Source organism: Mesorhizobium sp. M0119 (genome assembly GCF_040322615.1).
GTDB lineage: Bacteria > Pseudomonadota > Alphaproteobacteria > Rhizobiales > Rhizobiaceae > Mesorhizobium.
The window spans coordinates 23,296-48,714 of sequence record NZ_JAMYTU010000033.1; the positions used below are offsets into that span (position 1 = coordinate 23,296).

Below are 25,419 nucleotides of genomic sequence, written 5' to 3' on the forward strand. Positions count from 1 at the left end.
TTCCTGCTCCCGACCATGCCAAGGTGCGCGCGTAGATAGGGTCGTTGGTGATCCGGTAAAGGCTATGACACCCGACTTCCCCGCAGGCCGGTTCGGTCATTCCCCGATCTGGCTGGTAGACCGTTCGTGGAGCGTGGCGCCGGTCTGCGCGTCGACCGCGACCATGCTGACCTCGTAGCCCCAGAGCTTGCGGATGTGGCGCAGCGTGGCGTCGCGGCTGCCGCCTTCCAGCACGATGCCGTCCTTGACCTTGTGCTGCAGGCGCAGATGCCGGTCGCCGAGCAGGTCCACGTCCACCACCTGGATGTCCGGCCGGCTGGCGCCGATGTCGTAGCTGTGGGCGAGTGCGGCGCGGACGCTCTCGTAGCCGCGCTCATTGTGTATCGAGGCGACTTCGTAATGGGGGTCGTTGGCGGCATCGGCAAGGACAAAGAACCGCCATTTCCGTATCAGGGTAGGGCTCAGATATTGGCGGATGAAGGACTCGTCGCGATGGTTGGCCCAGGCGTCCAGCAAGGTCTGGCGCCAGTCGCCATTGCCGGCGATATCGGGGAACCAGTCGCGGTCCTCGGCCGTCGGCGCGGTCGAGATGCGCTGGATGTCCTGCATCATGTCGAGACCCAGCGCGTAAGGGTTGATACCGGAAAAGCGCGGATCGTCGAACCCTGGCTGGAAGATCACGTTCGAATGGTTGCGCAGGATTTCCAGCATGGCACCTTCGCCGATCAGGCCGCGATCGAACAAAAGGTTCATCAGCGTGTAATGCACGAAGGTGGCGCAGCCCTCGTTCATCACCTGCGTTTGCCGTTGGGGATAGAAATACTGCGCGATGACGCGGACAATCCGGACGACCTCACGCTGCCATGGTTCCAGGATCAGGCTGTTCTTCTCCAGGAAATAAAGCAGGTTCTCCTCGGGCAGCTTGAGCGATTTCTTGCGCTCCGCCACGGTGTCCGTCTCGCGGACCTTGGTGCCGTCCTTGGACGGCGGCAGCGTGCGCCACAGATCATTGTAGGAGCGCTCCTCGTATTCCAGGCGCTCGCGAAGGCCCTCGCGCTGCTTTTCCGACGACAGCTTCGGCGGCCGGTGGTATCTGAACACGCCCTGTTCCATCAGCGCATGTGCGGCATCGAGGATCTCTTCCACCGCATCGACGCCATGCCGCTCCTCGCAGCGGGCAATGTAGCCCTTGGCAAAGTCCAGATAGCTGAGGATGGCGCCGGCGTCCGTCCACTGCCGGAACAGATAATTGTTCTTGAAGAAATGGTTGTGGCCGAGTGCCGCGTGCGCCGTCACCAGGGCCTGCAGGGCCATGGTGTTTTCCTCCATCAGATAGACGATGCAGGGATTCGAATTGATGACGAGTTCATAGGCGAGCCCTCGCCCGCCTTTGCGATAGAGCAATTCCTGGTAGAGGTAGTGCTTGCCGAACGACCAGTGCCGGTACATCAGCGGCATGCCGACCGAGGAATAGGCGTCGAGCATCTGTTCGGACGAGATGATCTCCATTTGTACCGGATAGATGTCGAGGTGGAGCTCTTCGGTGGCGATCGCCTCGATGGTCTCGTAGGCGCGCGACAGCGTCCTGAAATCCCAGTCGGAACCGGAAAACAGCAGCCTGGATCTGCTCTCCATCAGCCCCCTCTTTCACCGCTCTTTTGATAACCCGGCTGTCTGGCGAAGAGTTGGCGGAAAACCGGGTAGATGTCGGCCGCGGTGGCGATGCGGCTCATCTGGAAATTCGACCATCTCAGCTTGACCGCACTGTAGGCACGCCATAGCGACGTGCCGTTGTCGGTAGCGCCGAAGATATGGCTCTCGCGCTCGTCGAGGATCTCGACATAGGCGAAATACTGGCAGAGCCGCATGATCTGTTCATCGAGAAGTGCGATGCAGCGCTCGGAATCGGTGACGAAATTGTCGCCGTCCGAGGCCTGGGCGACATAGATGTTCCATTCGCGGCTGGGATAGCGTTGCTCGACGATGCGGTGCATCTCCTCGAGCGCCGTGGAAACCACCGTACCGCCGCTCTGGGTGTTGTAGAAGAAGGTTTCCTCGTCGACCTCCTGCGCCTCGTGCGTGTGGCGGATGAAGACCACCTCGGTCCGGTCGTAGCGCCGTTTCAGGAACAGGTGCAGCAGCACGAAGAAGCGCTTGGCCAGATCCTTCTCGCGTTCGCCCATCGAACCGGACACGTCCATGAGGCAGAACATCACCGCGTTGGCATTCGGCACCGGCTGCGCGTCGAAGCGGTTGAAGCGGATATCGACTGGATCGACAAAGGCGATCCGCTTGCGGCGGCGCTCCAGCCGATCGAACTCTTCCTGAAGCGCCACGATGCGCTGGCGCATCTCGGCGTTTTGCGGCTTCGCCTCCAGCGACGCAATCTCCTGCGCGATCGCGTCGAGTTCCTCGTGCTTGGGGCGCCTGAGCGCTATGCGGCGGCCGTGGCTGTTGCGCATCGTGCGCCCGACATTGATGTTGGTCGGCGAGCCGGTCGCGGCGAAGCCGGCCCGGCGCGGCTTGAAGGCGAGGATCTCCTTCAGGTTGAGCTTGACCATATCAGGCAGTTCGAGGTCTTCGAAAAAGAGGTCGAGCACCTCTTCGCGCGACAGCACGAAACGGAAATCGTCCTCCGATTCGGTTCTCCCCGGGGCTGATCCCATGCCGCCGCCCTGGCCGGGCTTGGGCAGCCGGTCGCCTGGAGCAAAATGCTTGTTGCCGGGCAGGACGTGCCGGCGGCTGCCGCTGTTCCTGGCATCGTTGAAGCTCGGCTCGCCGGTGCCCCGCGCCGGCATCGAAACGGCATGCTCGGCATCCACGTCGGCGATCTTGCCGGTGCGGATCTGATCGCGGATGGTGCGCTTCAACTCTTCGCGAGCCCGCCGCAGGAAACGCTGCCGGTTGCCGAGGCTTTTGTCCTTCGGGTTCAGTCGGCGATCGATGAAGATCGGCATATGTTACCCCGGGCTGGCTTCAACCCGCCTTGTTCACCCGCATGTACCAGTCCACCAGCCGGCGGACCTGGCGCTCGGTGTAACCGCGCTGGATCATCCGCTGCACGAATTCGGTATGCCGCTTCTCCGTCACGCTGTCCTGCTTGGAGCCGAAACTGATCACCGGCAGCAGATCCTCGACCTGCCCGAACATCCGCTTCTCGATGACCTCGCGCAGCTTTTCATAGCTTGTCCATGACGGGTTGCGGCCATGGTTTCTGGCCCGCGCGCGCAGCGTGAACTTCACCACTTCGTTGCGGAAGTCCTTGGGATTGGCGATGCCGGCCGGTTTTTCGACCTGCGACAGTTCGTTGTCCAAAACCTCGCGATTGAGGATCTGGCCGGTATCGGTATCCTTGTAGTCCTGATCCTCGATCCAGGCATCGGCATAGGCGATATAGCGGTCGAACAGATTCTGGCCGTATTCGCTGTAGGATTCCAGATAGGCCTTCTGGATCTCGTGGCCGATGAACTCGGCATAACGGGTGGCCAGCTCCGATTTGATGAAATCGAGATAGTCCGCCTCTGTTTCCTTCGGGAACTGCTCGCGCTTGATCGCCTCTTCCAGGATGTACATCAGATGCACCGGATCGGCGGCGACCTCTTCGGTGTCGTAGTTGAAGGTCTGCGACAGGATCTTGAAGGCGAAGCGGGTGCTGACGCCGGTCATGCCTTCATCGACACCGGCCGCGTTTCGGTACTCCTGGACCGACTTCGCCTTGGGATCGGTTTCTTTGAGGTTCTCGCCGTCATAGACGCGCATCTTGGTGTAGAGCGGCGAATTATCGTGTTCGGCCAGGCGGGTCGAGACGGTGAACCGGCTGAGGATATCGAGCACTTCCGGAGCGCAGGGGCTGTTAGCCAGTTCGCTTTCGCGCAACAGCTTCTCGTAGATCTGCCGCTCTTCGGTGACGCGCAGGCAATACGGCACCTTGACCACCAGAATGCGGTCGAGGAACGCCTCGTTGTTCTTGTTGTTCTTGAACTGCAGCCATTCCGATTCGTTGGAATGGGCAACGATGATGCCCTGATAGGGGAAAGCGCCGAAATTCTCGGTGCCGTTGTAGCTGCCTTCCTGGGTGGCGGTCAGCAGCGGATGCAGCACCTTGATCGGCGCCTTGAACATCTCGACGAATTCGAGCAACCCTTGCGTCGTCCGGTTCAGCCCGCCGCTATAGGAGTAGGCGTCCGGATCGGACTGGCTGAAGTTTTCCAGCTGCCTGATGTCGACCTTGCCGACCAGGGCCGACACGTCCTGGTTGTTCTCGTCGCCCGGCTCGGTCTTGGCGATGCCGATCTGGCGCAGCCTGGACGGGATCAGCTTGACGACGCTGAATTTGGAGATGTCGCCGGACAATTCGTCGAGGCGCTTGGCCGCCCAGGGCGAGATCAGGCCGTTCAGCCGCCGCCGGGCGATGCCATATTTGTCCTCCAAAAGGTCGCCCATGCGGTCGGGATCGAACAGCCCGAGCGGCGATTCGAAGACCGGGCTGACCTGGCCGCCGACCTTCAGCGTATAGATCGGACGCTGCTCCATCAGCCTTTTCAGCTGCTCCGCAAGCGAGGACTTGCCGCCGCCGACCGGGCCGAGGAGATAGAGGATCTGCTTGCGTTCCTCGAGCCCTTGCGAGGCATAGCGGAAATAACCGGCGATACGCTCGATCGTATCCTCCATGCCGTAAAAGTCGGCGAAGGTTGGATAGATCTTGATCGTCCGGTTCGAAAAAATACGGCCGAGCCGCTCGTCCTTGCTGGTATCGACAAAGGTCGGCTCGCCGATCGCCTCGACCATCCGTTCGGGTGCCGAGGCGTACATCGACTTGTCCTCGCGGCATGCAAGCAGATATTGCTGGAGGCTAATCTCCTCCTGCGCCGCATTCTTGTAGACCTCGGAAAACAGATCGAAGACGTCGGATTGATTCTCACGCATGGTATTCCTCGCCCCGGAGCCGGTGTGGCTGCACGTTTGTCTCTTGAACAACCAAATGTTGGAAAGCCCTTGTGGTTCCCTTCACTTCGCAGAGAGTGCATGTGACCGAATGATAAGAGTCTAGATAAGTGCATCCTGAGTGCAGACAAGGCGTGGAACGTCCTGCCCGAGGCACAAAATCCTGAATCGCACCACGTCCTGCGGGCGACATCCAACAAGACGGAGGAACGGTTCGGGTCCTTCCCGGTTGTGAGGGAAAGGAGACGGTCGATGTCTGGGAATAGTTTGTGGTTGCTCGTTGTTGCAGGCGGTCCACTGCTTCTGGCAATTCTGATCGCCTACGCCCTGCTCACGCAGCGCCGTCGCGGCCCGGCAGAGCGCAGGGAAAGCGAGCGTGCGACCGAGCGCCTGTATCAGGAAAAGAAGGACTGACCGACGGGATCGCAGCTCAGCTGCCGGCAACCGCCAGCCCGGTCGCTTTTTCGGCGCGCAGCAGCATGCCAAACAGGTCGCGCGGCTCATCGGGATCGGCCAGAAGGTCTAGTTCCTCGTAAAGGCCGGTCCGCTGAAGCTGATCGCGGACGTAGCGCAGCGCGGAAAAATCCTCGATCGCAAAGCCGACGGAGTCAAACAATGTGATCTGTCGGGCATCTGTCCGGCCTGCTGCCTTTCCTGTCATCACCTGCCACAATTCGGTGATCGGATGATCCGCATCGAGCTGCTGGCTCTCGCCTTCGATGCGCGTCTGCGGCGGATATTCGACGAAAATGTCCGAGCGCAGCAGTATGTCGCGATGCAGCTCGGTCTTGCCCGGGCAGTCGCCGCCCACCGCGTTGATGTGCACGCCGGATCCAACCATGTTGTCGGTCAGGATTGTTGCCGACCGTTTGTCGGCGGTAACCGTGGTGATGATCTCTGCACCTTCAACGGCTTCCTGCGCCGACGCGCAGAGCTTGATGTCGAAACCCTTGCCGGCAAGGTTCTTCATGCATTTCGCCGAGGCCGCCGGGTCGATATCGTAGAGCCGCAGCCTGTCGACGCCAAGCAGCGCCTTGAACGCAATCGCCTGGAATTCCGATTGCGCGCCATTGCCGATGATCGCCATGCACCTGGCGGCCTCGGGAGCGAGGTATTTCGCCGCGACGGCCGAGCTTGCGGCGGTTCTGAGCGCGGTCAGGATGGTCATTTCCGAAAGCAGCATCGGATAGCCGTTGCCGACATCGGCAAGCACGCCGAAAGCGGTCACGGTCTGGCGACCGTCACGCGTATTCTTCGGATGCCCGTTGACGTATTTGAACCCGTAGAGCTGCCCGTCGCTGGTCGGCATCAGCTCGATGACGCCGTCAACGCTGTGCGAGGCGACGCGCGGCGTCTTGTCGAACAGCTCCCAGCGCCTGAAATCCTCTTCGATATAGGCGGCAAGCTCGACCAGGAAGCGCTCGATGCCGATGGCAAGCACCAGCTTCATCATGCGGTCGACGCTGACGAACGGCACTATGTTCAAATTGACGGTCATGGCTCAGAACCCCCTCGTCGGGCGATCCATGATCCGCCGGCCCATCAGGCTCGCGGTCAGGTCGACCAAAAGCGTGGCAGTGCGGCCGCGTTCGTCGAGAAAAGGGTTGAGCTCGACCAGGTCCAGACTGGTGACGAGGCCGCTGTCATGCAGCATTTCCATCGCCAGATGCGCCTCGCGGAAGGTGGCGCCGCCGGGAACGGTGGTGCCGACCGCCGGGGCGATCGACGGGTCGAGAAAATCGACGTCGAGGCTGACGTGCAGCATGCCGTTGGCGGCGCTCACCCGTTCGAGAAAGGCGCGAAGCAGTTGCGCAATGCCGTGCTCGTCGATCGAACGCATGTCATGGACCGTCACGCCGGCTCTGCGCAACGCTTCCCGTTCCGCCAGGTCCACGCTGCGGATCCCCAGCGCGCATATGCGAGCCGGATCCACCTGCGCTGCAAGGCGGGGGAAATAGCCCTCGAAGCCGGGCTGCCCGCTGGCATAGGCCAGAGGCACACCATGCAAATTGCCGCTGGTGGTCGTGTCGAGCGTATGAAAATCGGGGTGGGCGTCGAGCCACAGCACGAAGAGCGGCCGGCCGGCATTCGCCGCCCGGCGGGCAATGCCGGCGAGCGTGCCGGCCGACATGCTGTGGTCGCCGCCGAGAAAGATCGGCATCGCATCGGCGCTTGCCGCATAGGCCGTTTCGCTGATCGCCGCCGTCCAGGCGGCAATTTCCGGCAGCGCCTTCACCGCCGCGTTGCCGTGTACGACAGGGTACATGTCGGCAGGGATAATCGTTCCGAGGTCGGTCAGTGTATGGCCGAGTTCGGTCAGTGCGCTGGCCAGACCGGCCGTGCGCAGCGCGCTCGGCCCCATCTCGCAGCCCATGCGGCCCGAACCCGCCTGGATCGGCGCCCCAACGATCGTGCAATGCATGCTCATATCCCACCGAATTACGATGCCTTTATTGAAGCCGGCATCGCTGGCAGAATGAACATGTCAAATTGGCAAATTTGTCGAAATGCCTTACCATTGTGGCATCATCTACTTCCGTTGTGAGCAATCATGGACCAGCTCGACGAGCAGATCATCACCTCCTTGCGGCACGACGCCCGGCGCAGCATTTCCGATCTTGCCATCAGCCTGGGTGTCTCTCGGGCAACGGTAAGGTCCCGGATCCAGCGACTTGAAAGGGACGGCGTCATCGTCGGCTACACCGTCATTCTGCGCGCCGACGCAGTCGATCAGCGCGTGCCTGGCATCATGATGATCGAGATCGAAGGCCACGCCGCCGATCGCGTCATCCGGGCGCTGGGCGGCTTCTCCGAGGTCTCGACCATCCACACCACCAATGGCCGCTGGGATCTGGTGATAGAACTCGGAACCCAGACGCTGAGCGAGTTCGACGCGGTGCTGAGACGTATCCGCCTGATCCCCGGAATTACCGGCAGCGAAACAAGCCTGCTCCTGGCAACGCCGCGCACCACCAAGGCGAGGCTGTGAGCTTCGCCCTTGACCTGTAGCGGCAACGAAGTCCGAAGCCACGGAACCTTCAATTGCCGCCGCGGTTAGAGCAATTCCAGGAAAAGTGTGGAACGCCATTGGCGGATGTTCCCTGCCAAAGGCGTGTTTCACTTCGACCTAAAATGACGATCGGCCGGCTTCCCCGATCGGCCCTCGGATCGCCTGGGTGACGACGGTATAACGCGTGATTTGACCCTCCTCGGGGTCCTCCCCGTGGAAATGGATTTCTGCGTTCAGCGGCAGCGGCGCAGTGCTGCCGAACTGCTTGACGGCGGAGACATGCACGATCTGCATATCGGGATCACGCTTCATGGCGTCCATTGCTGCCAGCTCGGCGCTGCTGCTGCCACCGATCCGCCAGCTGGCTTCCAGCACACCCGATCGCCAGATGCCCAAGGAATCGACACCTTGGCCGATGTCGTAGTTGCGTCGCGAGGCGAAGAATCCGCGATAACCGTCCATCGCTGCGTCATAGGTTCTCGCCTGAGCCACGGCCAAACCCAGCGCCGGAGATAGCCGCAGCTCATCCAGCGCCTCCCATCCGCCGCGCACGACAACCAGATCGGATCCGCCGTAAACGGGCTGTCCGTCGTTGTCGGTCGTCGTCCGCTGGGTGCCGTAATAGCTGATCGACATTTCGTCGATCGTGGTTCTGCCAACGCTCAGCGTAACGATGTCGCGAAGCTGCGTTTCGAGAACAAGGCCGTATTCGCTTAGGTCAGAAGATGGATATTGGTCCAGCAGCCTTTCGACATCGCCGACTGTCGCGGCGGTGTGCTGGTCGCGGCCCCGCGAAGCGCGCGGTGGCTTGAACCGGACCAGCCCGAGCTCCAGCAGACGTTGCGCTGCGCGCAGCGCGTCATGGCGTGAAAATACAGTGTAGCCGGGCAGTACGGCCGCGGCGACGGCGCTGCCGAAGCCGGCGGGCCATTCTTTTGGCCGTGCCGCCGCCCCGTCCACCAGCTCGTGGGTTATGGCCTTGGTGGTTGCGAGGCGCCAGGGCACCACGCCGCCGAAGAGGTCGTCGGGCCCGTTGATGCCCAGTTGGGCCGCATCGGCAGCAAGCAGGCTGTCGTCCGGCACGAAATACAGCCCGCCGCTGTCACCGCCGCCATCACGAAGGCCCTGGCGGAAGGAAAATCCCTTCAACGCTGCAATCGTGCGCGCGACGGCAACGACGGTTTTCCATTCGTGCGCGTAGATGGTCTCGCCGCCCGGCGCGGAGAATACGACCACAACACCTTTCGCCCCGCCTGGTTGCTTACCGCTTAGCCCGGTCATGTCGCACCCTTCGTCCATTGCCGAGCCCATTGCCGTTATTCCGCGGCGATGCATCCGAACCGAAAAACCCGCTTCCTCGGCGAATGTTCCGGGCAACGGCGCGCTATCCGGTTTGGCCGAGTTGCGGCGCGGCTCATGGTTTTTATGCGGGAGCCTCAGACAGGGAGATGGATGTGCTCAAGGAGGCCGCGCCGCGCGCCCTGGGAGAGGCCGAGGTCGTCGGCACATTCGAACGGGCTTGAGACCGAGCTCGCTGTCGCATGAACTGCGGCCAACGGCCGGTATAATCCCTAGCGGTTCACGTGCATGTTCGCGTTCATCGGCATCAAATTGTGGTCGAGATTGGCCATGATCCAGATCGAGCCGCCGATCACCAGGACTACGATCAGCACGCCGAAGGCAAGCGCCAGGGCGTTGTTCGTGTTGTCCGGTCCCGTCGTGATGTGCAGGAAGAAGACGAGATGCACGCCCATCTGGGCGATCGCAAGCACGACCAGCGCCACAGGAATGCCGGGTGCCCATATCAGGTTCGTTCCGGGCAACCAGAACGAGGCGATGGTCAACAGCGTTGCCAGCCCAAGGCCGATCAGATAACCGCGTAACCCGGATCCGACTTCGGTGTCGCCGAGGTATTCGTCACCCGGCGCCGTATCGATGTCGTAGCGCTCCAGGCCATCGATGTCGCGCCGTTGAGCGTGGCGATCGTCCGCATTGCTCATCGACTTGCTCCCAGGAGATAGACCACCGTGAACAGGGCGACCCAGATGATGTCGAGGGCGTGCCAGAACAGGCTGAAGCACATGAAACGCCGAAGAATATCGTCGCGGAATCCCTTGGCGAAGATCTGCGCCATCATCGTGAGCAGCCACAGCAGCCCCGCCGTGACGTGAAGGCCGTGGCATCCCACCAGCGTGAAGAACGCCGACAGGAAAGCGCTGCGTGTCGGTCCGGCACCGCTGGCAACCATATGCGCGAACTCGCGCAACTCGAGCAGGATGAAGGTGGCGCCGAGCACGAAGGTGACAGCCATCGCGACATAGAACCAGGAGCTTCGCCGCGCTGTCACGGCGAGGCTGGCGAGACCGCAGGTAAAGCTCGACAAAAGCAAAGCGGCCGTCTCGATCGCGACGTTGCGCAGGTCGAACAGCTCGGCTCCGCTTGGTCCGCCCGCCGTCTTGCCCGCCAGCACGGCGTAGGCCGCGAAGAAGGCCGAGAACATCACGATGTCGCTCAGAAGGAAGATCCAGAAGCCGTAGCCGACGACGATCCGGATCGGTGCCGGGCCGCTGCCGCCGTGGCCGGGTGCATGGCCGTGGCTGCGATGGCCGAGGCGGTAGGGGTCACGCTCTCGAACGTCGATCGCGGTCATGGCCTTGGCCCCGTATGAGTGGCCAGCGCCTCGCAGCGGGCACTTCGGTTGGCGCGGTCGATCCGGGCCACTTCGGCGGCAGGAATGACGTATTCGGGGATGTCGCGCCACGCGAATACGACGAAGGTGGCGAAAGCGCCGAGCACGCCGAGCGCCACCATCCACCAGATGTGCCAGATGAGGGCGAAGCCCATCACGGTCGCAAAGAAGGCGCAGATGAACCCGGTGGGACTGTTGCGCGGCATCTCGATCGGCTCGTATTCAGGCTCGTCGCGCAGCCGGTTTTGCTCGCGTGCCCGCTGCTTGATGTTCCAGTAGGGCTCTTCGCCCTCGACATGCGGAAGCGCGGCGAAGTTGAACACCGGCGGCGGCGAGGGCGTGGCCCATTCCAGCGAGCGCCCGTCCCAGGGATCCCCGGTGGCATCTCGAAGCGCCGCACGCTGCCGGATGCTGACGACGAGTTGTATGATCTGCGCGACCACGCCGGCGGTGGTGATTAACATGCCGGCGCCGGCAACCAGCACCCAGGGATACCAGGCCGGCACGTCGAAATGCTGCATGCGGCGGGTCATGCCAAGCAGGCCGACAGCGTAGAGCGGCACGAAGGTGGCGTAGAACCCGATCAGCGTCAGCCAGAAGGCCAGCTTGCCCCAGCCCTCGTGCAGCCGGAAGCCGAATGCCTTGGGAAACCAGTAGGTATATCCCGCGAAGGCGCCGAACAGCACACCGCCGATGATGACGTTATGGAAATGCGCCACCAGGAACAGGCTGTTGTGGAGCAGGAAATCGGCCGGCGGCACGGCCAGCAACACGCCCGTCATGCCGCCGATGACGAACGTCACCATGAAGCCCAGCGACCACAGCATTGGCGTCGCGAAGCGGATGCGGCCGCCATACATGGTGAACATCCAGTTGTAGATCTTCACGCCGGTACCGACAGCGATAATGCTGGTGGCGATGCCGAACGCGGCGTTGACGTCGGCGCCGGCTCCCATGGTGAAGAAGTGGTGCAGCCACACCATGAAGGAGACGATGCAGATGAAGAGCGTCGCGGCCACCATCGAGCGGTAGCCGAACAGCGGCTTGCTGGAGAAGGTGGAGATGACCTCCGAGAAGATGCCGAACGCCGGCAGGACGAGGATGTAGACCTCGGGATGGCCCCAGGCCCAGATCAGGTTCACGAACATCAGCATGTTGCCGCCGGCTTCATTGGTGAAGAAATGAAAGCCGAAATAGCGGTCGAGCGTCAGCATCGCGAGCGTCGCGGTGAGGACCGGGAACGCGGCGACGATGAGCAGGCTGGCGGCGAGTGAGGTCCAGCAGAACATCGACATCCTGAGGTAACTCATGCCGGGCGCCCGCATCTTCAGGATCGTGGTGACGAAATTGATGCCGGTGAGCAGCGTTCCGACGCCCGCTATCTGCACTGCCCACAGATAATAATCGACGCCGACGCCCGGCGAGTAGGCGGTCTCGCTGAGCGGCGGATAGGGCAGCCATCCGGTACGCGCGAATTCGCCGATCACCAGCGAGATGTTGACCAGCAGCGCACCGGTGGCGGTGAGCCAGAAACTCACCGAGTTGAGCGTTGGAAAGGCAACGTCGCGGACGCCGAGCTGCAGCGGCACGACCAGGTTCATCAGGCCGATGACGAACGGCATCGCCCCGAAAAAGATCATGATGGTGCCGTGGGCGGAAAAGACCTGGTTGAAGTGGTCGGGCGGCAGATAGCCGGGCGCCTGGAAGGCGAGGGCCTGCTGGGACCGCATCATGATGGCGTCGCTGAAGCCGCGCAGCAGCATCAGCAGCGCCAGCAGCGTGTACATCACGCCAATCCGCTTGTGATCGACGCTGGTGATCCATTCGCGCCACAGATAGGGGAAATGGCCGGCCAGGAAGACCCAGGCCAGCACGCCGAGGATTGCCAGGGCGACGACCGCCGAGGCGATCATCGGCAGAGGCTGATCGAACGGAATGACGTCCCAGCTCAATTTTCCGAGCATTGTCAGCCTCCTGTCTTGGGCAATACGCTCGGCTCGGGGCGACCGGCCTGGGGGCCGGGCGCGGGCGGAACGCCCTGCGTCGCGATTTCATGGAAAAGGTCCGGCTCGACCGAGCGATAGGTCGAAGGCGGCACGTCCAGGCTCTGTCTGGCCAGTTCCTGGTAGCTGGCCTTGTCGAGTGCCTGTCCCTGGTTTCGCGCCGAATTGACGAATGTATCGAAGGCGTCCGCCGCGACGGCATGCAGCACGAATTGCATGCCTGGAAAACCGTCGCCGCTGAAATGGGCCGACCGCCCATAGAATTCGCCCGGCTGATCCGCCTGCAGGTGAAGCTGCGTTGTCATGCCGTTCATCGTGTAGATCATGCCGCCGAGCTGAGGCACGAAAAACGCATTCATGACGCTTGCCGAGGTGAGCGAGAAATGCACCGGCCTGCCCGCCGGCACCACAAGCTGGTTGATGCTCGCGATATTCTGCTCGGGGTAGATGAACAGCCATTTCCAGTCGAGCGAGACGACCTGCACCTCAAGCGGCTTTTGCTGGGAATCCAGCGGCTTCATTGGATCGAGGTCATGCGACCCGATCCAGATGATGCCGCTCAGAAACAGGATGACGAGGATTGGGATCGACCAGACCACCAGTTCGATGCGTCCGGAATAGGCCCATTCCGGCAGATACCGCGCCCTTGTGTTGGTCTCCCGGAACCACCAGGCAAAACCGAGCGTCGCCACGATCGTCGGGACGACGATGGCCAGCATGATGGCGACCGAATTGAGCAGGATCGTGCGCTGCGCGGCGCCGACTGGCCCTTGCGGGTCGAGCACGCCGCCCTGGCAGCCGGCAAGCAGCCCGGCAAGTAGCATCGTCGCACCGACGCGGCCAAGACGGATGACGGCACAATTTCGAACGATCGCCCTCAGCAACATGAAATCTCGCCGTTTCCTGAAAACCGATTGGAACGTTGCAGGCAGCGTGGCTGCCAACCCCGAATGTGCGCGCCGGTATGCTCCTGGCGACCGTTTCTTCACGCAGGCGGCTCCGGCTGGCAGAACCATATGCGGCGGACGTCATCGTTAAGCGGTCGACCTGTCGAGAACCCCTCCAAATCCTAAAAACCAGCGGCAAATCTTAAGAAACCAGAAACAGTACCCAGATCGAAGTTATCGCCAGAAACGTGGCGAATGCCAAGGCGGCAAACCGGTTCATGGCCGCGCCCACGGTTGGTCCATTTGGCCTGCTGCCTGCGACGTGGCTGCTGGCTCCAGTGATGCTGCTCCAGATGGCTGGCGCCAACCGAACGAATGTTCGTCGCGAAAGTTCCCAAAAAACCGGATCCATCGCAGCCTTTGGTTGCAGGGCCGGTGACAATGCGATGCGCACCAGGGGCGGTTGGGCGGCTTTCCTGCCAAACGAAGCGAGGGTCAGCTTTGCGTATGTAAAAACTACTTGTCTAGGTGAAAATAGTTGCTACTAATCGGCTGGGCCGGCGCATGGCCGGCTCAGGGAGGAATTTCGGCATGACAAGACTGCGCGGTCTCGCGTGGGATCACCGACGCTGCTGGGGTCCGCTCGACGCCAGCATCGGGCCGTATTGTGCCGCCAATCCCGGTCTTGAGATCGAATGGGACCGCCGCAGCCTTTACGAGTTCGGCGAGGGCGCGCTTGGTCCGGTGCTCGACGCCTATGATCTCGTCGTGTTCGACCATCCGTTCATCGGCGATATTGCCGAAGGCGGTCTGATGGTGCCGTTCGATTTGTCGGCTGAGCAGCGCCGCGGCTTCGAACAGGATTCAGTTGGCGCATCCTGGCAATCCTACGCAAGGGACGGGCGCCAATGGGCGTTGCCGATCGATGCTGCCTGTCAGGTTGCCTCGTATCGCCCTGATCTCGTGAAGCGCTACGGACCGCTGCCGCGCAGCCATGACGAGGTGCTGGAGTTCGGCCGGCGCGCCTTGAAGGATGGCAAATGGCTTGGGCTGCCGTTGGTGCCGACTGACGCCATGTGCCTGCTTTTGACGCTCGGTGAGCCCCGGGAAGACGGCGACGAGTTCATCGCCAGGGAAAAAATCGAGCAGGCCGTCGGGCAATTGCGCCAGCTTGCGGCGCTGTCACATCCGAACTCGCCGAAATGGAACCCGATCCGCTGCTACGATCATATGATCGCACATGACGACGTGGTCTACGTGCCGTTCGCCTTCGGCTATGTGAACTATGCCTCCAAGGCAGACAGGCCGTATCTGCGCTTCGCCGACGTGCCGACGCCGCGATCCGCCGGCGCCTTGCTCGGTGGCGCCGGCATCGGCGTCAGCGCCCAATCGAAACACAAGCAGGCAGCCATCGATTACGCGCTGTTTCTGTGCTCGCCCGGCTATCAGCGCGGCGACTATGTGAAATCCGGCGGACAGCCGGGATCGCTGGCGGCATGGCAAGATGGCGAGGTCAACGCTCTCTCAGGCGGCTTCTTCGCCTCGACGCTGGCGACGATCGAAGCCTCCTATCTGCGCCCGACCCATCCGGGCTTCATCAGCTTCTTCCGCCAATGCGCCCCTCATGCCGCGGCGGCCATCGCCGGCGAATTGCCGGCGGCCGAGCTCGCAGATCGGCTGAACCGGCTCTATCGCGAGACCAGGCATGGCCAGCCGCAACGGAGCGTCGCGTAATGGCCACCGATATTGCCCAGATCGTCGACGAAGGCGAAAGCGGCCGCAACGGCTACCGCGTGCCTGCGGTGGAGAAGGCGCTCGACATCCTGGAATTCATGGCTGCCAGCGGCGAGCCGCTGACCCAGACCGAGATCGCCACCGGAATGGGGCGCTCCATTCACGAGATCTACCGCATCCTGCTGCTGCTGGAGAAGCGCGGCTACATTTTCCGGACGCAATCGGACCGCTTTCGCCTGTCGCTGAAGCTGTTCGAGCTGGCGCATATGCACCCGCCGGTAAACCGCCTGGTCGAATGCGCGCTGCCGGTGATGCGCGGCCTCGCCGCCAATGCCGACCAGAGCTGCCATCTGGTCGTGCGCGAAGGCGAGAGCGCACTGGTCGTGCTGCAGATCGATTCGCCTTTGCCGATGCGATATTCGGTTGCCCTCGGCTCGCATTTCCCGATCCTCGAAACGAGCTCCGGCGCGGTGCTGCTGGCGCATTCGAGCCGCGCCGAGCGCGACCGCATCGTCGAGCGGATCGTCGCTGCGGGCGAGGGCCAAGGCAGCCGGACGGAAATCGAAGCGCGGCTGAACGAAGTCGCAAGGCTCGGCTATGAAATGCGCGCCTCGCTGGCTGTCGAGGGCTGCACCAACATCTCGATGCCGGTGCGCGACCATACCGGTGCGGTCATTGCCGCGCTCACCGTCCCGTTCCTGCCGCAGAAGGCCGCGCGCTTCGATCGCAAGACCGTCTTCGAACGAACCAAGGCGGCGGCCGAGACGATATCGGCGGCGCTGGGCGCGGGCGAAGCTGCCGCCTCTTCACGTGCCGACCCGGAACGGCGGGGCTATCCGTTCAGCAACTGACAAGAAATACAGGGAGAAGAAACATGAACTGGTCCAAATCGATGCTGTTTGCCTCGGCGGCCGCGCTGGCTCTGAGCGCCGCCGCGGCACATGCCGAAAACATGCCGAAGCGCATCGGCTACGTCACCAATTACGCCACGCACGAGTGGTATCAGAACGTCATCAAGGGCATGCAGGCCCGCGCCAAGGAACTCGGCATCGAGCTCGAAGTGCAGGACGCCAATCTCGACATCGCCAAGGAGGTTTCCGCCGCCGAAGACTTCATGGCCAAGGGCGTCGACGTGCTGATTGTCACGCCCGTCAACGAGGAGGGCGTGGTGCCGCTGCTGCGCCAGGCGAAATCCAACAACGTTCCGGTCGTGCTCGAAGGCAATCCGGTCAAGGGCATGACCACCATGGTCGCGATCTGCGACTACGACACCGGCTATACCGCCGGCGTTGAAGCCGGCAAATACGCCAAGGAGAAGCTCGAAGGCAAAGCCAAGGTGATGAATGTCGGCCTGCCGCTGCTGTCCGCCACGGTGCTGCGGTCGCAGGGTTTCATGGACGGCCTGAAGACCATCGTCCCCGACGCGGTCATGGTCCACGACCTCGACGGCGGTGGCAATCCGGACCGCGCGCTCGAAGTCTCTTCGGCCGCACTTGCCAAGAACGCCGACATCAACATCATCTACGGCATCAACGATTCCTCGTCGCTCGGCGGCCTTCAGGCCTGGAAAGCGGCCGGCAAGTCGCAGGACGGCCTGTTGACGGTCGGCACCGGCGGCGAAGGCCTTGCCTTCATCAATGCGATGCAGAACGAGCCGTCCTACCGCATCGAGGCGGCGATGTTCCCTGAAAAGGAAGGCTACACCGCCATCGATGCAGCGGTTAAGCTCTTCAACGGCGAAGAGGTGCCGGAACACATCGTCAGCCCGACCGCGCCGATGAACGGCGACGACTGGAACAAGTTCTACGACTACGATGGCACCACACGCAAAATCAAATGGGATGCCGTCAATGCGCTTCAACCGCCGGAAAAATGCATGAAAACTTCCGCCGATCTGAAGAAGTAAGGAGCCCCGATTGCCCTTCCCGCGCGGCGGGAAGGGCATCGGATCGGATGCCGACGGCAAAACAGGTCAACCGCCCTGTTTTGGCCGGCAGTTTCCAGACGGCGATGGCACCCGATGCGGCCCGGAAATGAAATGGACATGAGCGAGCTTACGCAATCCTCCGCGCCAAGGCGTTTCATCGGCGGCCAGCTGCTGGGCAGCAGCCAGCTGGTGCTCGGCGTGATCCTGGCCGTGCTCTGCATGGCCATCTCGATTGCCGCGCCGCAATTCTATTCCGAGGCCAACATCATCGCCATCCTGCGCCAATGCGCGCTGGTGCTGATCGTCGCCTCCGGCATGACGATGCTGATCATCACCGCGGAAGTCGACCTGTCGGTCGGTGCATCGCTGGCTTTTGTCGGCTGCATCGGCATGGCCGTGCTCAATTCAACGCACAGCCTGACGCTCGGCCTGCTGGCGGCGCTCGCCTTTGCCGGTGCCGTCGGCCTGTTCAACGGGCTGGTCGTCACCAGGCTCAAAGTGAACTCGCTGATCGCCACCATCGGCACCATGATGATGCTGCAGGGCGGCGTTTATCTGTTCACCCGCGAGGCGGTGCAGAACCACCACCGGCTTGCAAGCTTCACCGATCTCGGCGCCGGCTATCTCGGCGCGATCCCGCTGCCCGTGGTCGTTGCCGCGCTGATTTTCGCGCTGGCCGCGGCAACGCTGCGCTTCACCACGCTCGGTCGCTATCTGTACGCGGTCGGCGCCAATGAGCGAGCGGTTCGTCTCTCCGGCGTGCGCTCGCAACGGCTGAAACTGTTCGCCTTCGTCGTCACCGGCCTGTGCGTCGGCATTGCCGGCATGATCCTGTCGTCGCTGATGAATGCCGGCCAGCCGACCGCCGGCCGCGGCTTCGAGCTGACGGTGATTGCCGCCGTCATCCTCGGCGGCACCAGCCTGCTTGGCGGCCGCGGCTCGCTGCTCGGCACGTTGCTGGGCGTGCTGGTGCTGAAGGTCATCGACAACGGCATCATCATCCTCGGCTGGAACCAGGACCTGCAGATGGTGGTGCCCGGTATCGTCATCATCCTGGCGACCTATCTCGACATCGTGCGGAACAGAGCCAATGTCGGTTGATTTCCTTCACTCCGGCGAAACCGTGGCTGTCGACAAAAGCGTGCCGGCGCTGGAGATGCGCGGCATCGGCAAGCGTTTTCCCGGCGTGATGGCGCTGGACAATGTCGATCTGACCTTGGAACCCGGCAAAATCCATGCCCTGATGGGCGAGAACGGCGCCGGCAAGTCGACGCTGATCAAGATCATGGCCGGGGTCTACGGCAAGGATGCCGGCACCATCCGCCTGCGCGGCCGCGAGGCCGACATCAAGTCGCCGCGCGATAGCCTGAAAGAGGGCATCAAGGTGGTGTTCCAGGAGATCGCGCTGATCGCCGAATTCAGCGTCGCCGAAAACATCTTCCTCGAAGGCTATCCGACCGGCAAAGGCGGCTCGATCGACTGGAAGAAGATCCGTGTCGATGCGGCCGCTCTGTTCAAGCGTATCGGCTTCAATGTCGACCCGGCGGCGCGCACGGGATCGCTGCCGGTCAGCCAGCAGCAGATGGTCGAGATCGCCCGCGCACTCGCCCATGAGGCCCGCGTCGTGGTGATGGACGAGCCGACCTCCTCGCTGACGCCTAACGAGGTCTCGCTGCTGTTCACCGTCATCCGCCGGCTGGCCGCGCTCGGCATCGCGGTGCTCTATGTCAGCCACAAGCTCGACGAGGTCTTCGAGATCGCCGACACCGTGACCGTGCTGCGCGATGGCCGCCACGTCTCGACCAGGCCGATCGGCGAGCACACCAACGACACGCTGATCCAGGACATGATCGGCCGGCGCATCGAAAACCTGTTCCCTCGCAAGCGCGGCGCGCCGGGCAGCAAGGTCGCGCTTTCCGTTGAGGGGCTCAGCACCGCCAAGAAGCTGAAGGATGTGTCGTTCGAGGCGCATGCCGGCGAGGTCCTCGGCTTCTTCGGCCTGATGGGGGCCGGCCGGACCGAGCTCGCCAAGGCCATCGTCGGCTACGACCCGATCACTTCCGGCGCCATTTCGGTCGATGGCTGCCGGCTGCTGCCGCACGAAACGCACACCGGCGTCCGGCTCGGCATCGGCCTGCTCACCGAGGACCGCAAGAGCGAGGGGCTGATGGGCGAGTTGCCGGTCTACCAGAATGCCAGCCTCGCCTCACTCGGCGCCTTCGCCAGAATGGGCTTCGTCGACAAGGTCAGCGAACGCAAGGCGGTGCAGGACTATGTCGACCGTTTCCGCATCCGGACGCCCAGCCTGTTCCAACAGGTCAAGAATCTGTCCGGCGGCAATCAGCAGAAAGTGCTGATCTCGCGCTGGCTGATGCGCGGTCTCAAGGTGATCGTCGTCGACGAGCCGACCCGCGGCATCGACCTCGGCGCCAAGTCGGAGATTTTTGCGCTCATCGACCGGCTCGCCGGCGAGGGCCTGGCGGTCGTCATGATGACGTCCGAAATGCCCGAGCTGCTGGGGCTTGCCGACCGCATCGCGGTGATGTGCGAAGGCCGCCTCACCGCGATCATGCCTCGCGACGAGGCCACGCAGGAGAACATCCTCAATGCGGCAATCGGCTAAGACGATGACGCTTCGCAAAGGGACCAAGCGATGAGCCTGGCAAGCACCGATACCATGAAAGCTGGGCCGTCCATGCTGGCGCGGCTCGTCGCGCGGCAGGAATTGGCATTGCTCCTCTGCCTCATTCTGGTGATCGCGTTCTTTTCCTTCACCGCCGAGAATTTCTTCTCCGTGCGCAACATCACCAATGTGCTCGGTCAGGCTTCGCTGGCGCTGACAGCCGGCATCGGCTGCGCCATCGTCTTCATATCAGGCGAGGTCGACATCTCGATCGGCTCGCTGCTGGCGACCATCGCCCTGCCGCTGATCATCATCATGAACGACACGAATTCTCTGCTGCTCGGCATCAGTGGCGCGCTGCTGTTCGGGCTGATCATCGGCGTCGTGAATGGCTATCTGACGGCCTACGCCGGCATCAACTCGCTGATCGTGACCCTGGGCACGATGTTCATCATGCGCGGCGGCGTTTATCTCTATACCGGCCAGCGCGCTATTCCAGACGATGCCGCGCTCGACAGCTTCATCGCGCTGTCGGACGGCCGCCTGTTCAATGTCATTCCCTATTCGGCGGTCATCGCCATCGTCCTGCTCGCCGTCTTCGCCTACATGATGCAGCACAGGCCGTTCGGACGGCAGATCTATGCCGTCGGCGGCAATCCGGAAGTGGCACGGCTGGCAGGCTACGACGTGCGCCGCGTCAAGTTCATCTGCTTCATCATCAGCGCGCTGCTGGCAACGGTTGCCGGCATCATTCTGGCCGCCCGCGTCGGTTCGGCGCAGCATACGGCCGGGCTGAATTTCGAGTTCCAGGTCGTTGCCGCCACCGTGCTTGGCGGGGTGAGCCTTGCCGGCGGCATCGGCAGCCTGACCGGCATGGCGCTCGGCGTGCTGATCCTGCAATTCCTGTCCAACGGCCTGCGCGGCCTCGGCCTGCCGACCGAATGGCAACTGGTCATCACGGGCATGATCATCATTGCCGCCGTTGCCTTCGACGAAGCGAAGCGCCGGCGCGCCATTGGAGGCTGAAATGGATCGTCTCAAAGGGAAAACCGCAATTGTCACCGGCGCCGCCGACGGCATCGGCCACGCGATCAGCGAGGCGATGGCAAGGGAAGGCGCGCACGTCTTCCTCGGCGACATCGCCGACGAGAAGGGTGAAAAATTCGCAGCCGAGCTGCGCGCCGCCGGCCAGCGCGCCGACTACATCCATTGCGACGTGGCGGAGGAGGCCGACATCGCCGCCCTGATCGACGCAGCCGTCGGCAAGACCGGCCATCTCGATATTCTCGTCAACAATGCCGCCATCGCCATCGGCGGCATGCCGGTCCATGAGATGACCGACGAGCAGTGGCACCGGCTGATCGCGGTCAACCTGACCAGCGTGTTCCGCGGCTGCAAATATGCGCTGCCGCACATGTTCGCGCAGAAATCCGGCTCGATCATCAACATGGCCTCGGCGCAAGGTCATATCGGGCTCGACGGCTGGACCGCCTATGCCGGCGCCAAGGGTGCGGTGATGGCGATGACGCGCCAGATGGCGGTCGAGTTCGGCCCGCTCAACATCCGCGTCAACTCGATCTCGCCCGGCACCATCAACACGCCGATGAACGACAAATTGGTCAAGGAGATCGGCGGCAATCTCGCCAAGGCCTGGGTCAAGATGCATCCGCTCGGCCGCATCGGCAAACCGTCCGAGGTGGCCGAAGCCGCCGTCTATCTGGCCTCCGACGCCGCCGGCTTCACCACCGGTACCGACCTGCGCGTCGACGGCGGCCTCACCGCAGCACCCCGCTACGTACCCGACCTGCTTTGACAACAAACGAGACAAAAATGAACAAAGCCCTCGAAGGCGTCCACATTCTCGATTTCAGCCACCTGCTGCAAGGGCCGTTCGCAACGCAGCTGCTCGGCGACATGGGCGCCGACATCATCAAGATCGAGCGTGCCGGCGCCGGCGACATGTTCCGCGGCATGACCTTCTTCGCCAAATGGGTCGGCGGCTCCGAAAGCCCGAATTTCCTCGCCTGGAACCGCAACAAGCGCTCCATCGCGCTCAACCTGAAAAGTCGCAAGGTGCATGCCATCATCATGGACATGGCCAAGAAGGCGGATGTGGTGGTGCAGAATTTCCGCCCCGGCGTGCTCGCCAGGCTCGGCTATGGCTACGAGGATTTCAGGGCGGTCAATCCCGCCATCATCTATTGCTCGGGCTCCGGCTATGGCGAGGAAGGCCCCTATGTCGAGCGCCCCGGTCAGGACATGCTGATCCAGGGATTGTCCGGGCTGATCTCCAACACCGGCCGCGGCGATCAGGCTCCTGTTCCGGCCGGTGCCGGCTTGGCCGACCAGATCGGCGCCATGAACATGGTCTACGGCATCCTGTCGGCGCTCTACTATCGCGAGAAGACCGGCAAGGGCCAGAAGATCGAGGTCAATCTGCTCGCCGGCATGCTGGCGCATCTCAATCAGGAATATGTCGCCGTGCTCAATCTCGGCGAGGATTTCGTGCGCCCGAATTCCGGCATCGGCCACCCCGGCATGCAGGCGCCGTTCGGTGTCTATGAAGCGAAGGACGGCGGCTATGTGTCGATCGCCATGAGCCCGTTCAAGACGCTGTATGAAGTGCTGGAGGCGCCGCAGCTTGCTGTCTACGACGATCTGAAGACGCTGTTCGACAGGCGCGACGAGGTGTTCGACAAGGTCAACGCCGAAACCAGGAAGTTTGCCACGCAGGACCTGCTGGCGCGGCTGCTGGCAGCCGACATCTGGTGTGCCGAGGTGAAGGACATAAGGCGCGCAGCCGAGGACCCGCAGGTCAAGCACCTGGGCATGATCACCAGCTACGATCATCCGCGCGGCGGCAAGGTCAGGGTGGTCGCGCCGGCGGTCAAGATGAGCGAGACGCCGGCAACCATCGAGCGGCCGGCGCCGCTGGTCGGCCAGCATGGCCGCGAGATACTGGCCGAGTTCGGCCTCCACAGCGACGAGATCGCCGCGCTGGAGGCGTCCGGCGACATGACCGTGGACGCTGCCTGACGATGAGCGTTTACCGGACACTCACTCTGGAAATGTCCGGCCGCGTCGCGGTCGTCACCTTCCGGCGCGCCGATCAGCTCAATGCCATGAACCGGCTGATGCAGAGCGAGATCACCGAGGTTTTCGAGGCGTTGTCGCAGGATGACAGCGTCGGCGCGATCGTGGTGACCGGCGAGGGGCGCGGCTTCATGGCCGGCGCCGACATCAAGGAATACGCCGCCCAGACAGCTATCGAGTTCGACGCCTTCCAGGCGGCGGGCACGCGCATGTATGCGGCCATCGAGCAGAACCGCAAGCCGGTCATCGCCGCGGTCAATGGTTTTGCGCTCGGCGGCGGCATGGAGCTGGTGCTGTGCTGCGACATCGTCATTGCCAACCAGTTCGCGAAGCTCGGCCTGCCCGAGATCAAGCTCGGGCTGGTCCCCGGCGGCGGCGGCACCCAGCGCAGCGTCCAGAAGCTCGGCCGCAACCGCGCCAATTTTCTGCTGATGACCGGCGCCATCGTGCCGGCTTCCGAGTTCGTCGGCGCCGGTCTGGTCAACGAGATCGTCAATGCCGAAAGGCTGATGCCGCGGGTGCTGGACCTTGCCGAGATGCTCGCCGCCGAACCGGCCGCAGCGATCGAAGGGCTGAAAGCGCTGACCGCGCATGCCGTGTCGGGCGATCTGGCCGACGGCCTTGCCATGGAGCGCGATGTCCTGGGTGGCCTGTACCGCAGCGAGACCGGCCAGCGGCGCGTCAAGGAATTTGCTGAAAAGAGCGCGACGCGGCCGAAGGCTGCGAAATGACGTCCCTGGTCAAGCAAAACCGGCCGCGCTTCACCGATGTCGAGGGCCTGGCCGCGATGGTCGGCGGCGGCGACGTCTTCGGTGTCGGTGGCCATCATTTTGCCCGGCTGCCGATCGCCTTGTTGCGGGCCATCGCCCGCTTGGGCGTCAAGGATCTTCGCTATGTCTGCTGGGCCGGCGGCCTGCCGCTCGAACTGCTTCTCGAAGCGAATGCCGTGGCGGAGGTCGATATCTGCTTTTCCAGCCTCGATATTTTTGGCTTGCCGCCGCGCTTCCGCGCGGCTGCCGAGACCAATGCCGTGCCGGTCCGCGACTGGACGGCGCTGGCCATGATCCAGGCGCTGCGGGCGGGGCAGCAGAACCTGCCGTTGATGCCGTTTCAGCTTCCGGAGGGTTCGGACATGCTGGCGCGCGTGCCGGGTGCGATCGCCGCGCCCGATCCGATCGCGGGAATCACGACCGGGATCATCCCGGCCTTGCGGCTCGATACGTTCGTCGTCCATGCCCAGCGTGCCGACGAGAGCGGCAATGTCCAGATCATCGGACCACGGGCGCTGGATTTCGCCATGGCCGGCGCGGCGCGCGAGGTGCTGGTGACGGTCGAGGAGATCGTCCCGGTCGGAGCGCTGCGGCATGATGGTCGGCAGAGCATTTTGACCCGCAACCAGGTGTCGGCGATCGCGCTGGCACCAGGCGGCGCCTATCCCGCCTCCTGCCTGCCATTCTATGTGACGGATTATCAGGCGTTGGCGGGGGCGTTCGCGGCCAAGGAAATACCTTTGTCGGACAGCCTGAGCATGCCTTCGGAAGGCGTGCCGGAGCGGGTTCAAGACGCTGCAAAAGTCCGCGCTGAAACAGTCCTCGCAATGCCCAGGCTCGTGCACGGCAACAAGGAGGCGTCCATCGACGAGATCATCGCCGCCCGCATCGCCGCTGAGCTCGACAATGAGAGCTTTGCCAGTGCCGGCGCGGTGTCGCCGCTCGCCAATGTCGCCTACCGGCTGGCCAAAGCGACGCACGCGCCGGACATGATCATCGCCACCATGAGTTGCGGCCATCTCGACATAGCACCGAGCCCGATGATCCTGTCGCTGATCGAAAGCCTCGATTGCGAGACGGCGGTGGCGCATGCCGGCGGCGACGACACCTATTCGACCTACTACCAGGCCGGCGCGGTGACGCATGAGATCGTCGGTGCCGCGCAGGTCGACCGCCGTGGGCGCGTCAACACCATTGCGCTGCGCAAGCGTGACGGCAGCCTTATCCGGCTGCCCGGGCAAGGCGGCATGGCCGACGTCGCCAACATGCATCGCGATTATCTGCTCTACGTCTCCCGCCATTCCGTGCAGTCGCTGGTCGAGACGGTCGAGATTGCCAGCTCGGCGCGCGGCCTGTTGACTGAGGCCGAACGCGAGCCGATGGGCTATCGGACCGGCGCGGCATTGGTGTTCACCGACCTTTGCGTGTTTCGGCTCGACGGCGAGAGCCGGCAATTGGCCGTCATCGAGACCATGCCGTGCGTGACGCGCCAGCAGCTCCAGGATGCCACCGGCTTTGCCCTGACATTCGATGCCGATTGCCGCGAAGTTGCGCTACCCTCGAACGAGACGCTCGACATCCTGCGAAACCGCATCGACCCGCTCGGCCTGCGACGCCTCGAATTCGTCAGCGCCAGGGAGCGCCGCGCGCTTATCGCCCAGATCCTCGCCGCCGACCGGCGGATGGTCGAGCGCTGTATTGCCGCACGGCGGTCGCATACTGCACCGGATTGAAGGGGG

Annotated in this window: 22 protein-coding genes; 12 read left to right on the forward strand and 10 right to left on the reverse strand. The window is 63.0% G+C overall.

The genetic code is table 11. The features are described from left to right. Nucleotides 1-96: 96 nt before the first annotated feature. Genes NKJ40_RS24240 through NKJ40_RS24250 form a run of 3 tightly spaced genes read right to left on the reverse strand, consistent with a single transcriptional unit; the run spans nt 97 to nt 4,926 of the window. On the reverse strand, nt 97-1,635 hold the full coding sequence (locus NKJ40_RS24240) for a SpoVR family protein (protein WP_352468242.1): 1,539 nt from the start codon (nt 1,633-1,635) through the stop codon (nt 97-99). Further along, a complete protein-coding gene (locus tag NKJ40_RS24245; protein ID WP_352468243.1) occupies nt 1,635-2,957 on the reverse strand; it encodes a YeaH/YhbH family protein in 1,323 nt (440 codons plus the stop codon). The genes NKJ40_RS24240 and NKJ40_RS24245 overlap by 1 nt, the downstream gene beginning before the upstream one ends. Nucleotides 2,958-2,976: 19 nt before the next feature. After that, entirely contained in the window at nt 2,977-4,926 is a 1,950-nt protein-coding gene (locus NKJ40_RS24250; RefSeq protein WP_292655462.1) for a PrkA family serine protein kinase, read from the reverse strand. A gap of 270 nt (nt 4,927-5,196) precedes the next feature. On the opposite strand from NKJ40_RS24250, the gene NKJ40_RS24255 reads away from it, so the two are divergent. Beyond that, nucleotides 5,197-5,358 (forward strand): hypothetical protein, encoded by a 162-nt coding sequence (locus NKJ40_RS24255; protein WP_292655465.1) that lies wholly within the window; start codon nt 5,197-5,199, stop codon nt 5,356-5,358. Nucleotides 5,359-5,374: 16 nt separating this feature from the next. Here the strand turns inward: NKJ40_RS24255 and ocd are convergent, their stop codons facing one another. Then, entirely contained in the window at nt 5,375-6,442 is a 1,068-nt protein-coding gene (gene ocd / locus NKJ40_RS24260; RefSeq protein ID WP_352468244.1) for an ornithine cyclodeaminase, read from the reverse strand. A gap of 3 nt (nt 6,443-6,445) precedes the next feature. Continuing rightward, complete coding sequence (rocF, locus tag NKJ40_RS24265; RefSeq protein ID WP_352468245.1) at nt 6,446-7,366, reverse strand: arginase; 921 nt, start codon at nt 7,364-7,366, stop codon at nt 6,446-6,448. A 129-nt stretch (nt 7,367-7,495) separates the two neighbouring features. Between rocF and NKJ40_RS24270 the strand changes: the two genes are divergently transcribed. Continuing rightward, nucleotides 7,496-7,933 (forward strand): Lrp/AsnC family transcriptional regulator, encoded by a 438-nt coding sequence (locus NKJ40_RS24270; protein WP_352468246.1) that lies wholly within the window; start codon nt 7,496-7,498, stop codon nt 7,931-7,933. A 138-nt stretch (nt 7,934-8,071) separates the two neighbouring features. Here NKJ40_RS24270 and NKJ40_RS24275 read toward each other — a convergent pair whose 3' ends face one another. The 5 genes from NKJ40_RS24275 to cyoA form a co-directional block, all read right to left on the reverse strand. Further along, complete coding sequence (locus NKJ40_RS24275; RefSeq protein ID WP_352468247.1) at nt 8,072-9,265, reverse strand: DUF3182 family protein; 1,194 nt, start codon at nt 9,263-9,265, stop codon at nt 8,072-8,074. 260 nt (nt 9,266-9,525) lie between these two features. After that, nucleotides 9,526-9,954, reverse strand: coding sequence for a cytochrome o ubiquinol oxidase subunit IV (gene cyoD / locus NKJ40_RS24280; protein ID WP_352468248.1), 429 nt, complete (start codon nt 9,952-9,954; stop codon nt 9,526-9,528). After that, nucleotides 9,951-10,604: a cytochrome o ubiquinol oxidase subunit III gene (cyoC, locus tag NKJ40_RS24285; protein WP_352468249.1), complete on the reverse strand. Its 654-nt coding sequence runs from the start codon at nt 10,602-10,604 to the stop codon at nt 9,951-9,953. The genes cyoD and cyoC overlap by 4 nt, the downstream gene beginning before the upstream one ends. After that, nucleotides 10,601-12,607: a cytochrome o ubiquinol oxidase subunit I gene (gene cyoB, locus NKJ40_RS24290; RefSeq protein ID WP_352468250.1), complete on the reverse strand. Its 2,007-nt coding sequence runs from the start codon at nt 12,605-12,607 to the stop codon at nt 10,601-10,603. Before cyoB ends, cyoC begins: the two co-directional genes overlap by 4 nt. Before the next feature lie 2 nt (nt 12,608-12,609). After that, on the reverse strand, nt 12,610-13,533 hold the full coding sequence (gene cyoA, locus NKJ40_RS24295; RefSeq protein WP_352468251.1) for a ubiquinol oxidase subunit II: 924 nt from the start codon (nt 13,531-13,533) through the stop codon (nt 12,610-12,612). Between the two features lie 591 nt (nt 13,534-14,124). Between cyoA and NKJ40_RS24300 the strand changes: the two genes are divergently transcribed. The 10 genes from NKJ40_RS24300 (at nt 14,125) to NKJ40_RS24345 (ending at nt 25,413) form a co-directional block, all read left to right on the forward strand. After that, nucleotides 14,125-15,267 carry an ABC transporter substrate-binding protein gene (locus tag NKJ40_RS24300; protein WP_352468252.1) on the forward strand — a complete coding sequence of 381 codons (1,143 nt, stop codon included), beginning with the start codon at nt 14,125-14,127 and terminating at the stop codon, nt 15,265-15,267. Further along, nucleotides 15,267-16,118, forward strand: coding sequence for an IclR family transcriptional regulator (locus NKJ40_RS24305; protein WP_352468253.1), 852 nt, complete (start codon nt 15,267-15,269; stop codon nt 16,116-16,118). The genes NKJ40_RS24300 and NKJ40_RS24305 overlap by 1 nt, the downstream gene beginning before the upstream one ends. Before the next feature lie 23 nt (nt 16,119-16,141). Next, nucleotides 16,142-17,173 (forward strand): sugar ABC transporter substrate-binding protein, encoded by a 1,032-nt coding sequence (locus NKJ40_RS24310; protein WP_352468254.1) that lies wholly within the window; start codon nt 16,142-16,144, stop codon nt 17,171-17,173. Between the two features lie 138 nt (nt 17,174-17,311). After that, entirely contained in the window at nt 17,312-18,295 is a 984-nt protein-coding gene (locus tag NKJ40_RS24315; RefSeq protein ID WP_352468255.1) for an ABC transporter permease, read from the forward strand. Further along, nucleotides 18,285-19,817, forward strand: a complete 1,533-nt coding sequence (locus tag NKJ40_RS24320) for a sugar ABC transporter ATP-binding protein (protein WP_352468256.1) — start codon at nt 18,285-18,287, stop codon at nt 19,815-19,817. Before NKJ40_RS24315 ends, NKJ40_RS24320 begins: the two co-directional genes overlap by 11 nt. A gap of 30 nt (nt 19,818-19,847) precedes the next feature. Then, nucleotides 19,848-20,843: an ABC transporter permease gene (locus tag NKJ40_RS24325; protein ID WP_352468257.1), complete on the forward strand. Its 996-nt coding sequence runs from the start codon at nt 19,848-19,850 to the stop codon at nt 20,841-20,843. A gap of 1 nt (nt 20,844) precedes the next feature. Further along, a complete protein-coding gene (locus NKJ40_RS24330) occupies nt 20,845-21,630 on the forward strand; it encodes an SDR family NAD(P)-dependent oxidoreductase (protein ID WP_352468258.1) in 786 nt (261 codons plus the stop codon). Between the two features lie 17 nt (nt 21,631-21,647). Next, entirely contained in the window at nt 21,648-22,853 is a 1,206-nt protein-coding gene (locus NKJ40_RS24335; protein ID WP_352468259.1) for a CaiB/BaiF CoA transferase family protein, read from the forward strand. Nucleotides 22,854-22,855: 2 nt separating this feature from the next. Beyond that, nucleotides 22,856-23,641 (forward strand): enoyl-CoA hydratase/isomerase family protein, encoded by a 786-nt coding sequence (locus NKJ40_RS24340; RefSeq protein WP_352468260.1) that lies wholly within the window; start codon nt 22,856-22,858, stop codon nt 23,639-23,641. Then, entirely contained in the window at nt 23,638-25,413 is a 1,776-nt protein-coding gene (locus NKJ40_RS24345; protein WP_352468261.1) for a CoA-transferase, read from the forward strand. Before NKJ40_RS24340 ends, NKJ40_RS24345 begins: the two co-directional genes overlap by 4 nt. Nucleotides 25,414-25,419 lie beyond the last annotated feature (6 nt).